8 protein-coding genes are annotated in these 13,425 nt (G+C 49.5%); all 8 read right to left on the bottom strand.

The features are described from left to right. Positions 1-33: 33 nt before the first annotated feature. A complete protein-coding gene (gene clpP / locus AAC022_RS21135) occupies positions 34-645 on the bottom strand; it encodes an ATP-dependent Clp endopeptidase proteolytic subunit ClpP (RefSeq protein ID WP_339734159.1) in 612 nt (203 codons plus the stop codon). A gap of 74 nt (positions 646-719) precedes the next feature. Continuing rightward, positions 720-1,364, bottom strand: a complete 645-nt coding sequence (locus tag AAC022_RS21130) for an ATP-dependent Clp protease proteolytic subunit (RefSeq protein ID WP_339734157.1) — start codon at positions 1,362-1,364, stop codon at positions 720-722. Positions 1,365-1,843: 479 nt separating this feature from the next. Further along, complete coding sequence (locus AAC022_RS21125) at positions 1,844-2,899, bottom strand: DUF1559 domain-containing protein (protein WP_339734155.1); 1,056 nt, start codon at positions 2,897-2,899, stop codon at positions 1,844-1,846. A 228-nt stretch (positions 2,900-3,127) separates the two neighbouring features. After that, positions 3,128-4,201, bottom strand: coding sequence for a DUF1559 domain-containing protein (locus tag AAC022_RS21120; protein WP_339734153.1), 1,074 nt, complete (start codon positions 4,199-4,201; stop codon positions 3,128-3,130). A 295-nt stretch (positions 4,202-4,496) separates the two neighbouring features. Beyond that, the gene (locus AAC022_RS21115) at positions 4,497-9,215 is read right to left on the bottom strand and encodes a hypothetical protein (protein ID WP_339734151.1); all 4,719 of its coding nucleotides are present in this window, start codon (positions 9,213-9,215) and stop codon (positions 4,497-4,499) included. Positions 9,216-9,297: 82 nt separating this feature from the next. After that, complete coding sequence (locus AAC022_RS21110) at positions 9,298-10,758, bottom strand: prepilin-type N-terminal cleavage/methylation domain-containing protein (RefSeq protein ID WP_339734149.1); 1,461 nt, start codon at positions 10,756-10,758, stop codon at positions 9,298-9,300. 59 nt (positions 10,759-10,817) lie between these two features. Continuing rightward, a complete protein-coding gene (locus AAC022_RS21105; protein WP_339734147.1) occupies positions 10,818-12,149 on the bottom strand; it encodes a hypothetical protein in 1,332 nt (443 codons plus the stop codon). Then, positions 12,146-13,425: prepilin-type N-terminal cleavage/methylation domain-containing protein (locus tag AAC022_RS21100; protein ID WP_339734145.1), on the bottom strand; the 1,280-nt coding region annotated here is incomplete at its 5' end. The genes AAC022_RS21105 and AAC022_RS21100, both read right to left, overlap by 4 nt.

Genomic DNA, 13,425 nt, shown 5'->3' with positions numbered 1-13,425 from the left:
GAAGAGTCCTCTTCTGCTATCCTGCTTTTTAAATTACGATTGGTCTTTGGTTGTGGGTACTTCGAAGTGATCCAAAACGTTGTCAATCAGTCCGTAGGATTTGGCTTCTTCGGCATCCATAAAGTTGTCACGGTCGGTGTCCTGCTCAATCTTTTCGAGAGTCTGACCGGTGTGATGCAACAGAATTTCGTTCAGCCGCCGCTTCATTTTCAAGACTTCTTTGGCATGAATTTCCAGGTCAGTCGCCGTACCCTGCATGCCCGCTAACGGCTGGTGGATCATAATGCGACTGTTGGGCAGCGCGTTGCGTTTGCCTGCTGCTCCAGCAGTTAGCAACAGGGCGCCCATGCTGGCAGCCTGTCCGATACAATACGTGGCAACATCACACGAGATGTACTGCATCGTATCGTAAATGGCCATTCCCGCGGTGACAGATCCACCGGGCGAATTGATGTAAAAATGGATGTCTGCTTCTGGGTCATCAAACTGCAGAAACAAAAGTTGCGCGACCAGGCTTTGTGCTACCTGATCATTGACCTGCGATCCCATCATCACGATGCGATCCTGTAGCAGACGACTATAAATATCCATGGCGCGTTCATCGCGACCACTCTTTTCGATCACATAGGGAGTAAGGACCGTCATATAACACTCACTTCAATTGATGATAAATTTGATGGTTGAAAATCATTCGACAGCGTCTCTGTCGACTCAGTTTATTACTTCTTCTCTTTGTTTTTATCTTTGTCTTTGTCACTTTTGTCACGGACCAGCAATTCGTCGACCAGACCATATTCCACAGATTCCGGAGCGGTCAGGAAGCGGTCACGGGACGTATCCTCAGCAATTGTTTCAATCGATTGCCCGGTGTGATTCGCCAGGATTTGATTCAAAACTTCGCGTGTGTCCAAGATATCTTTGGCTTGGATTTCGATATCAGAAACCTGTCCGCCAACTTCGCCGTAAGGCTGATGGATCATCATTTTGGCGTGAGGTAAAATATAGCGCTTCTTCTTCTCACCGCCGGCAACCAGAATTGCACCGCCACTTGCTGCCAGGCCGACACAGTATGTGGCGACGTCGCATTCGACAAATTGCATGGTGTCATAGATGGCCATCGTCGCTGTCACGGAACCGCCGGGAGAATTGACGTAAAGATGAATATCCTGGTGACGATTTTCGGACTGTAGATAGAGCAGCTTCATCACGATGAGATTCGCACTCGCATCGTTAATCACACTATCCAGAAAAATGATCCGGTTGTCCAACAGGAGATCACCAATCCCCATCTGACGCTGTTGTGAATAATTTCTGGCACGTTGATTCGCCTGAGTTGGCATCTGCCCTGATAAGGGGTCGAACATGATAAGATCCTGAGATGTAATGGTTATATTAAGTGACTCATCACGAGGTTAAGTCTGATTACAATTTCACTTCTATTGAACCACAACTATGGCTGCAATCTGATTGACAGTCAAGTTGAAGCTCGCTGATTTCTCTGTGCCTGAAAGGCGGGAAAAGAACTCTGTCCCAGGCTCCTTGCCGGGGCGCAAAGCGACTCTTCATTTGATTTGCTAAATTTATAACGTTCCTTATCCGATTTGCCGGTGTTTCGTCAAGAGACGTTATACAGAGTTGTGTCTCCTCTCTCTCTGGGAACGGTTTTCTCTCTACTTCAAAAGTAAGCTTAGGATCTCTGAACCGCAGCAAAAAGTGTACAGCTAGACACATTCTATTCGCAGCCACAAAAAAACACCAGAGATCTTTCGATCTCTGATGTCAGTCAAATTGAACCGAATTGAGGACAATGACTCAAAACTATGGTCGCCGGCGCTGCTTCTGATTAGAAGGATGTTCCATCAACGGGAGCCTGTTCATACCGCTGGCCAGCGGGCGTCAACAGGCGGGCATAGATTCCGGGATCGATCTGTGGTGTGAGAGATCTTCCACTGCCATCGCAGAAGATCACGTTCACGGCACCACTCGGATGGTTGGAACTGGGCCGCCAGGCTCGTCCTTTCGCTGCCGTCAGGTTTGAACCAATGCGTGAGTCGGTTCCAGAAATCGAATTCTGCAGATGAAATTCTGCAGGTAAAGCGAGCGTGGCGGTTCCATTTGAGTAGACACCTTGCATGTCCACGCCGAAGCCCAGGCTGCCGGTATCCTGATCAGCCCACTCGCCCGCCTGCAGATTCTCAGACAACATCAGAGTCTGTGTCATACCATCAGCCTCAGAAATGAAGTCCAGCGACATCCGTGATTCATGAGGACGCCAAAAGACGCCGGAAGCGAATTTAATCGGGATGTCAGCTGTTGTCCCGATGTCTCCATCCAGACCACCATCGATACTGTCAGGATGATGGGCCACGTCACTTGCGGCATTGTAATTGGCTGTGACATACCCCACATTCACGGCGTATGACAGCGCTCCTCGATCGGTATTAAACTGATCGCCGGGGCAATTAAACACAGGAAACCGCGTGTTATTCAAAGCTGTGAGTGCTTGAATTTGTTCCGCTGTGGCACCGTCTTTAGAAGCAAGGTGGGCAGTCGCGTCCCAGCGTTGACGAAACCCGACCGCATCCATAAACGGCAGGACTGTCGTGCACCAGGAGAGGTTATCATTCCCAGCATTTGCATTTGCCGGGTCCGTTTCGAGATTTGGATTAACCAGCAGTGGCAGCTCGGAGTTGGCTCCGGACGAAAAGTGAACGACGGCCAATCCGACATTTCGCATGTTGTTCAGGCAGGCCAGTCTTCTTGCTGGACGTCTAGTACCATTAATGGCTGGCAGGGTCAGTGAAACCAGAATGCCGATGACGATGATCACGACCACCAGTTCGATTAGCGAAAACCCGTTTCGATTCTGCAGCCTGCGTTTGATTTGTTGTTGGTGCATGTCATTCTCCCTAATGGAAATAGGATTCACACAGGGGCTATTTTTCCATCCGATCACGCTCTCGTCAGGGTGATCAGAATCCAGGCGTGATGCAATGCCAGAAAAAAGACTTCTGTATGATTCGAAATCAGCGTAAAAAAACACCAGAGCCTCAGAGGCCCTGGTGTCAGTAAGTTTGAACCGTTTTGAGAAAGACTCAAAACCATGGTTGTAGTCCGCTACATCCGATTAGAAGGATGTGGAGTCAACAACAGCCTGATTATATCGCAGACCGCCAGGTGTCAGCAGACGGGCATAGACGCCAGAATCCATCTGAGGTGTCAATGATCTTCCGCTACCATCGCAGAAAATGACATTCACGGCACCACTCGGATGATTCGAACTGGGCCGCCAAGCCTGTCCTTTCGCTGCGGTCAGGTTGGATCCGATACGCGAATCAGTTGTTGCAGTCTGTAAATTAAATCCACTTGGCAACTGTAGAGAATCGGTAGCCAGAGTAATTCCCTCCATATCAACACCGAATCCTAGCATCGCTGTATCCTGAGAAGCCCATTCTCCTGCCTGAAGATTTTCACTCAGCATCAGGGTCTGGGTCATTCCATCGGCAGCGGAAATGAAGTCCAATGACATGCGAGAAGCATAAGGACGCCAGAAAACGCCAGTAGCAAACTTGATTGGTCCATTTGCTGCACTTGTCACACCCCCATCCAGAGCCGTGTCTCCATAAGGATGATGGCCGACACCTTGTGTTGGCATAGTCGCGTTAGGGGTATAACCAACGCTTGTTGTATTATAATTATCTGTGACATAACCAATGTTAACGACGTAGGAAAGTGCACCCAAATCATTGCTGAACTGGTCATCAGGACAACTTAAAACAGGAAAACGGGTTTCGTTCAAATCAATGAGCTCTTGAATTTGAGCAGGTGTGGAACCAGTTTGTGATGCAAGACTGGCTTTTTGATCCCAGCGTTGACGGAAACCGACGGCATCCATGAATGGTAGAATGGTCGTGCACCAGGAAAGGTTGTCATTGCCAGAATTTGTATGTCCACTTTCAATGTTTGGATCGACCAGCAGTGGTAACTTCGAGTTGGCTCCGGAGGAGAAGTTGACGACGGCTAATCCGACGTTTCTCATGTTGTTCAGGCAGGCCAGTTTTCGTGCTGCGGCACGGGCACTTTGGATCGCTGGCAGAGTCAGCGAAACCAGGATGCCGATGATGGTGATCACCACCAGTAATTCGATCAGCGTAAACCCTTTACGCCGTAGCAGCTTTTGTTTAATTCTTAGCGTTTTCATGGTCCTTCTCCTCACTTAAAATGCGGTTCAAACAGATTATATCGTACTTGGTGACAAGTATCAAAAACAAACTCAAAAACAGTCTCAGTTATCAGGAAACCAGAGGAATCCCGCTTTAATCCCATCTATAGTAATAGACGTTTCAAACATCCATGTCCCACAATCTCCGCTGCACGGCCCGCAACCAGAGTTCAAAACCAAGGCAACATGGCATTCCCCTTTCTCCTGTAACATGTATCACGATTATACTCAATTTTCGTTTTCTGCCGACTTTGTGTACTTTTGGGCAGTTTTGTTAGTCTTCCTGAATAGACTGAATCAGGTGCCGATGGCGAACCAGTCGCTTCCAGTTGTCAAATTTTTTCGTCGTTGGTTCATATGCTTCTTCAATGCGTGAGCGATCGATGACAAAGAATCCACGATAGTCTGGCTGATCCACCGTCTTACCATGTGCCCGATCGCCGATCTGCACAAGACCGTCATGGGTCGTCAGGCCAGCTCCGGAAGCTTCAAAGTAAGCCACCGACATGAAAACGGTAAACGTATTACTACGGGTGGTCGTGTTCCCCATGATCTTAGATAAAATGCGATTTCGCGTGTGGAAGTCGACATTCCCGCCTTCGTGTTCTGTTCTGTTTGCAACTTCAAATAACTGTCGGGGATCATCAGGATCTGAGCCTCTGTCTAGAGGCAGTGACCTCAGGAGAGTATTGTCTCGTGGGTCTCGAAAATTGGTACGATCTGAATCGGGATGTGAAGCAAAGAAATCAAAACTGCGGAACGGTCGTGAACCCGGTGTCCCGGGCAATTCTTGATTTGCAATAGGATCAACTGCATCGCGTGATTTAATAAACTCTGCCCACCAGTTACGAGTGGCCCCTTCATTAGTGTCATTAAGACGATGGATTTTATAGGCGTTCGTCACGTCTGTGTTGTAGAACGAAGAGTCGAGAACATTGTTCGTGGTTCCCATATCATCAATCAGAGCTGCTAATACTGAGGGATGTCTAACTGTGTTGAGATTGATTTTTCCGGGAACTCGAAAGTCTTCCAGTGGGTTGGCGAGCTGGCGATGAATGCGTGTGGGCAGTTCAACAAATTCGAATAAACGATACCAGTAACTGTAATTCGAACCGGGAGCAGTAGTGGATACATCGGTATGGTTTAAAAATTTCTGAGTGCCTGCCACCTGCACTTCACTGCCTGCCTGTTGACCGCTTGCATCCGTAAGAGCATATGTCATCAGCCGGTTTCTTGTGGTGGTTGCATTTGACGAACTATCTAGAGCACCCCCATAAGGACCTGTACTTGAAATCGGCAAGGTTTGTGGAGCATAGATCTCCTGATTAGGTCCGACAATCGGTATGGAGAATAACTCAACGGGTGAAGAAAAATCACGGTCAAAATGAGGTTGCCATAAAGTGAAATTTCCTGAAGTTGATGAGTTTTGCAGCCCCATCGTATTTCGGATATTAGCCGCAGCAGTACTGAAGCCCTCACCATTTCTTTTATTCAGTGGTTGCGAACGTTCCTGGCTCCGCATTTCGTCACGGTCGAGCTGCGCTTGAACGGCCATCGCCGTGTCATTCGTGAGATTGAATTCACTTTTTCGGACCGACATTTCGTCCACCAGAACCCAGGGATTATCAATGTCTGGTACTGGTTGTCCCGATGTCAGATAGGTATCTCGACCCAGGTGTGCTTTACGGAACAGCTTGATTTTGACATCGCTGCTGGTGCTTTCAAGTAGAGAATAGGCATCACTGAGGAAGCTTCCTGCGCTGCTGGTGCGGTCCGTAAAGCTGTCATTAAAAACGGTAATCAGCGAATTGGTTGTTGCCTGATCATTGACCATATCGATTTTGTCAGCAGTCGCGATAGTACCAGAGGGGATGATCCGCTCGCCGGCAGCTGTGAAATCACCACTGCCGTCAAGGTCCACACGCAATTCGCTATAAGGGTCCCCGCCTCCCGACTCCAGTGTGTCTGAAGCGCTCGTGCTTAATATTGTAAAGAGTTCCCCAGCATTGATTTTTTTGTTCTTGGGAACGGCATAGGTGACCATCGCGCCGTCGACTTCCAGACCAATCATCCATTTTCCACGCGTTCCAAATGAGACCTCATAAGGAGAATTATTTCGTAGCTCGATTGAGGTGAAAAAACGGGGGCGATCAGCGCCGTCGACTTTGTCGTCCGGGAACTGTGTGACAGTGTGATCGCTCATCTGGTCGTTGCACTGGACCAGCAGAAATTCGCTCAGTGTTAATTGTTGGGTTTCCACACCCCAGACTACTTTGCGATCAGCATTACTATCGTCAGTGTAAGGGTTATCATCCAGATCCCAATTTCCAGTGCCATCTCCATCAGAATCAAGATTTAAATCATTATCGTATTCAAAGCGGGTTAAGACATCATCAGGGTCCAGCGCATCAACCAGGTTGACGGCAAATTGCGCCATTTGTAATTTCTCTGCATCAGTATGTGTTGGCACACCATATGTCGCATCATCCAGAGTGTAGAGCAACGTATAAATGTCGCGTGCCATGCGTTGACGGTCGTAGCGCGCCCAGAATTCCTGTTGTTGGACCGTTGCTGGCGGGTAAGCGGCTGGAGTATTGCGGTCCCAACCAGTATTGATGCGCGTTGCGGACAGTGAATCCAGCACACCATTGCCGTTTAGATCTTCACCTGAATCTAACGAGCCGTTATCGTTCAGATCTTCGCCTGGGTGAGGTGTCAATGGGCGGTAGGAAACTGTACGACCTGTTCCGGTATTCTCAAAAACCAATAACTGATTCAGATTCAATTTGAGTTGATGTGGATTATCAAGTATCTGCCTTACAATGTCCTGTGGTACATCAAGGATCTGTAAATTATTCGGCAACTCGGCTCCCAAGATTGTCAACAGCTCAGGACGATAAACATTGTTTTGGACGAGTGTTAATGAGGGGAATGGACGTTGTCCCGTAGACGTATTTGATCGTGGCCGTGAGAATTGTTTCCGATCCCAGCTCATGGTAGTGAACCGTTTTCGGCGATCAAAGTCTGAGCTTCCGGTGGTTCCAAAGTTAAGTGGCATCAAAGTGCTTAACCGGGAAGTCACCCCAGATGACACAATATCGGTTCCGGAAAGCTGCAGATGGGCCATTTCTTCCGGGCCAAAGGGTTCATCATAGGGACGTTGGACTTTTTCCATGTCAACGACAATTTCATCCGAATCGTCGAGCAAATAGTTCTCATGTGCCACACTGCCGGAGTTGTTAAACAGCGTGTCTGGCCAACGAATAGAATCTGTAGATGACAAGGTGGGGCCAGCGATTTCATAATTCGCATAATAAGGCCACGCTGCCGGGCCTCCGGTCGGAGCCTGCAGATTCGTGCGACGATAGTTGGCTCCGGATGCCCAAGAACGGCCTGCACCGTTATGGGCGAGCGGGTGTTTGAATGCAATCGCACCGGCGCGCGAGCCTTGCAACGATCCACTCTGAGTACTACCTTCGTAGCGGTCGGCGTTATCATCTACGCCACTTTGACCCGGTCGGGAAAACTGACCGGTCACCAGATTGTCAGAAGAAGCGTTCCGCTGCGCTGCATACAGGCGATTTGGTTCGCCCCAGCGACCAGAAATCAGGTCGCGGATATCGGATTTGGTGCCTTTAGCGATTGTAGAGGGGACGGTAAAATCGGGGCGACCATAATTCAGGAAGAAATATTCCATGTTGGAAAGTTCCGGCCAGCTGGTCGGTTCCGCTCCGAAAAACATGAAATGCTGGTTAAATTCTGTTGTGGCGGGACTGGGAATCCGTGCCGTCATTGCCCACTGCGGATTGATTTCGCCAGGAGAAGAAAGTCCCTGATGGGAGCGGGACAGGAAGATAAATTGATTTGAGCCCATGCCTGACGTATTGTTCCCGAAACTGCCTGTTGGCGCATAATTCAGATCAATGCTGCCCGGTTGTCGCATATTGCCGGCAGTATTCAGATTGATCAGACCGTCCGTGTCATATACGGTGAATGAGAACATCGGGATAATATAATCCCCCGGGTTCTGAGGGTCTTCGATCGGCGGAAAATCGAGATCCAGCCAGACCCCTTCTTTGATATCGTCACCATCACCATCATTATCAACATCGAGTTCATAATTGGCGTCACCATGGTTTGTCCAGATGCCCAATGCGCCCGGAGTTGCAGAACTGGAATAATCAAAGGCCGTGGTGCTGTATCGTGACGATGTAGAATCAATACCTGTTTCACGATGGATAAATGTATGATTGCTGTGTGGCCGGAAAACCCGGGTCTCTACCGATGAGTCGCCATAAGGGTCGGTAATTATTCCACCACTATTCGTCCTCATGTATTGTGGGCGATGAAATGAGGGAATAATCACCCTCTTCACATCGGTCAGATCGGTGGGCCAGTTGGGGCCGGGAACATAACCATTGTAGGCCAGAAACATGGAGTTGATATCAGGCGAACTATAATCGACATCCATCTCAGGCAGATTGTTGATAGCGTTATCTGCATTAGTCTCTCCTCCTCGAGCGGATGGGGAAACATTAGTGCCAACCATGTCGCGGCTAGCAGCCGTACCTTCCCCAACCCCGTCTAAGTTTGTATCAATGTCAGGCCCCCCTCCGTTGAGCACAACCGAAAGTCCCCGACCGTTAAAGGGAGCCCCATCTTTGCCTAGCATGCTGTAGATCAGCGAGTGAGGGGGGTAGTCGCCTCCCCAAAGGGCGCTATTCATCCGGTACTTGTCCGGTCCTTTGATCAGTTGTTCGAGGCCCCAGTTAAACAGGACATCTGCCTGCAGGCCGGGGTCGGATTCGTTGATGGCGGCATCGGCAAAGTTTTCAGCGCTGGTATGTTCCTGCGCGGAAAAGGTGTAGAACACCACCGCCATCAAAGCCAGGATGGCCAACAGCGCGATCACGACCAGCAGCGTCGACCCGCGACGTCGTGAGGAGACCTGATTCAAGTTGCTTCCTGTTTGTTTCATTGAAATGGATTTCATTTCCATACCTCCCGAAGTGTCTGATGACCGTGACCCGGACCGGCACTGGGAAAACGTTGTTTAAGTTTCAAAATATCAGGTATCAATCCGTCAGCAGATTGCGCAACGGGTGAATGATTGTCATTTGTCGTAGCTGTTGAGATGAGATATCAATATATCGAATGGTAATCTGAATTGCTTTTAAGGCTCTGGGATTCCCGGAACCATCAACGGGTCTGAAAGGAGGCACGTCCTGACCTGTGGCATGATCGCCATCCCCGTCAGCATTGTCGATGTCATATTCGATATGCCAGGTATCATAGATATTGGTAGCAAATGCGCTGTCCGAGTTATTGTTCTGGTAAGCAGTGGTTGCACTGCTTGCATAATCCACTGCGATGGAACTGCCGATATCGGTAAACTGACCTAACGCCTCATCGAACAGTTTGATGTCAAAAGCAATCACGTTCGAAAGCACCAGATCTTCTGAACGCCGTGAACCGGCGGTAGCGGCATACTGGTTGACCACATTGGTATTGCGGTCCAAAGTCAGATCTGAACTGGAGGGGCTCATCGGATTCGTATTACCGCTGACGTTAGAGGGGGCCTGTGGATACAGGAAATCTGGATGAGATGTTTCCTGATGTGTAAACCGACCGATAAACTGAGCGGCTCCATCGATATCATCCACATACTCGCGCGGTAAGCCCGTGGCATGGTTATAACCAAACCGGTAATTGGTGCGGCCCAGCGAAAATCGCGGCTGCTCTAGAAGTGTATTGTCCAGAGATTTCACATCATGAAAATTAGCATAGGGGGTTGGCGAACCGAAACGGTAGACGGAAAAGTCAAAGTCATTCCAGAAGTTCCCAGAATAAAATGAATTGGCCGGATCAAAAAATTCTGCCCCTCCGGCCGTTTGCGGCTGGGTAGAATTGGTGGTCTCCAGATCTAATGGTTTGCGGATTAATAGTGTCCGTCGATACAGATTTCCGCCCCGCATGAAATAACAGATTTCCGCATACGGAGAAACGGATGTTCGATCAGGACTGATCTTGGCATCATCCGTTTCAGGCTGATTGGGATGCGCGAAAATATCTCCACCCAGTACCGTTGCTTTCCCGTAGTACGGGGTCGTATCCAGAAGTTTGGACGTAATATTGGCATCAGTTGTGAACTGAATCAGGTCGTCACTATCGTTGTTCGGATCGTTCTCCGAAATAACCAGGTACCCACGGCGATCAGTAAAATCGCTGAGCTTGAATGCGGTTGCTTTTTCAGAAGGGGCAAAGGGAATAATATTTTGAAACGTTCGCTTGTTGAGGTCGGATTGAATCAGTGTGGTCAGCATCCGAGCCCGCTGATCATTTTCAGAGAGACCGCGCTGAGTCGTAATCGAGCTAGAGGCAATCTGGAAGATCTCTGTAAACATTACCATCATCAGCAGAACCAGCGCAACAGACACCAGCAACTCAACAAGCGTGAATCCGCCCTGAGTTTTCGCCAGGCATGGCCTGCTCTGCCGCTGGGCAGTGATCTTTCTGTTACCTGCTGAGTAGTTCATATTGAATTCTCAATTCCAAATCAATAAATAATTTCTTCTGACTGGTGTTTTTTTGTGGATCAGTTTGAGGGGTCCAGTTTGTTTCCCAGGGCATAAACCTGAACGACATCTGGCCGGACAATAACGCCATCCGCATTCGCCGTCCCTCCACTTGAAGTACGAATATCCTGTGTAATTGGCTGATCCAATGTCACGAGCGCCTCCGTCCCTGCGGTGTTCTCAACATAATTCTGAATGCGATACCAGCGCGCATTTCTGACATCAAAAATATGCCCTCCCTTCTTGAGTGGAGGCTTGACATCGTCGGCTGACATATTCAGGGGAGGTCCTGTAATATTGTTGTTGTAATGTAGCGTAAACGCATAGTTTGGCTCGTCATCCGAACCTTTCCAGCCTAGTTCACCGCGGTCATCTTTGGTTCCATCCTGGTTATCATCCTCATCGTGAACTCCAGGCGAACCATCAGGACCGGGTTTGTATCTGACAAAATCGCTGACACTATGTACAACTTCGTTGAGCGGGGAAAAATCTCGCTTGAAAAATACAACCACATCGACGGCGGCCACCCGCGTAGGCTGATGTCTTACAGAAAGCAGATAGGTATAACGCTGTTCCTGAATTTCAATCCGCACCTTGGAGACAATCCCGAATCCACCTGTATCGACGTAACGATAATTGTCAGGCAGACTGGTAAAACCGGTTAAAGTATGGTTGGTGATATCAACGGGGGAAATCGAGGTCAGCGGGCGCACCTGGGCCTGCTTGCCATTTTCATCAAAGATCACAATGCGAGACCAGATCCCCTGCGTAGAACCGGCGATCGCGTTATTGCTAATATCTGTCATCAGTTCGGTTGAAAGGTCTGCCGCATAAAATTCGAGCTCAGTCAGCGTATTCGACTTTGGGATCCCTTCAAACTGGAGCCGCCAGCTGTCCTGCTGTGCGAAGAAATTCGGACCTGTTCCCATCGCACTAAAACCGGCATCAAACCGGAGCACATTCCCATAGGCGGCTCCCTGACCATCGTTCCCGAAACGTCCCTGGTAAGCAGGATCATCTGCAAGCAGATAGCCGATGGGATCGACCACATATTTCCGGTTGGTATAACGGTGTTCGTTGCGGTCTCCGTCGCTGTCTGGATCATGTAACAGTGGACCTGGAAACGCATCCAACATGGCTTCGGCGTTATAGCGTAAAATTGTCGCGTTCGTCAGCTGGGTGGCCTGCGCACTCCGCTTTACGGAGATCGGGAACAGTGTTGCCAAGGGAATAACTCCCAGTCCCATGATCATCACTGACATCAGGACTTCCATCAAAGTTGCACCACGGCGGCTGCTGCTGAAAACAGCCCTGATAGTGCTCTGACCGGTTGTTCGATAAAGCGATCTCATTTGGCTGCCTCCCCGGTTTCCGCATATCTAAATACGTCAGGTGGAACAATCGAATAATGGTCAAAATACATCGGATATGCGTTAACACTGCCGGTGCGAGTAAAGATCGTCAGCAGGGAAGGAGTCGTATTTAAAAGGACTTCCCACTCAACTGAACCATCGGTCGTAAACTTTTTACCCGTATCGCGGGAGCCGTCCATTAATGTGTCTGTAAATACTAAGTGATTGGTACCACTGGTCCCTCCAGTAGTGCAAAGATATGTTCTGTCGTAAGGCGTATATTCATATGTGTCTCGTGCGGGAAGCTGCACGATTGCTCCTTCGGCATAGTCAGTATTCCTCTGCCAGGAAGACTGAATGTTTGCAAGAGTATCAATCACGAAATGAATTTTTCCGTTGCTGGCTTCACTACCCAGGACCGACCCACGGGGTGAAAACATCAGATCCAGCTGACTGGAATAGCGACGAAAGTCATCGGTTCCCGGCCAGAGCAGTTCCCCGTTGTCATCAACGCCACCACTGGAGTTGTCATCGATGCCCGCTTTACCGGGTTGGTTATCATCGCCTAAGTCAACGTGGATTGCATCAATTGGGGGGAGCCAACTGCTAGGCAGAAACGAACGATCCAGGTCAATCCCTGTGTTGTTCGGTAACAGTGTCGGTTCGACACCTGAGAGCACGACCGGAGGCAGCTCTAACAGATAAGTAGACGGACCACTGCCGGGCGAGAAAGCGACGACTTCATCCGGTTCCGAGGTTCCCGCATCACGATAAGCTGTCGTCAGCCGGAAGAGTTCTGTTCCGCCGGAAACTCCCGAACCATTCACGTCAATCACATACCAGGTCCCGCTGTCATCACCGGGAATCTTGATGCGCGTATTATCTTTAATCATCCCACGAGTAAACAGGGTGGCCCAGTCAGTTCCATCGCCACGCACATAAAAGATCCCCGGAGAGTCGGCGATGCCATTTGAATCACCGTCTGTCCGTTCCATCCGAATAATCCCCTGTTCCCAGTCAGGACTGGGCGCAATATAGACCATGCTGGTGACAGCAGTCGGGTTGTTGGGATCAAGCATAAAGCGGACACCGCGAGGTGCCTTGGCATAGATGGCCCGATCACGGGCTCCTGCAAGATATGACTGTACCTGACGGGAGGCACTGCGGGTCAGATCGGTGGAAAGCGCAAAGTTGATCGAAGTAACTGTCATCACAACCAGGATCGCCAGGATGGAAATCACGACCAGCAACTCCACGAGCGTAAAACCGGCTCGTG

The organism is uncultured Gimesia sp. (assembly GCF_963976445.1).
Classification (GTDB): domain Bacteria; phylum Planctomycetota; class Planctomycetia; order Planctomycetales; family Planctomycetaceae; genus Gimesia.
This window is presented reverse-complemented; position numbering and strand designations above follow the sequence as displayed.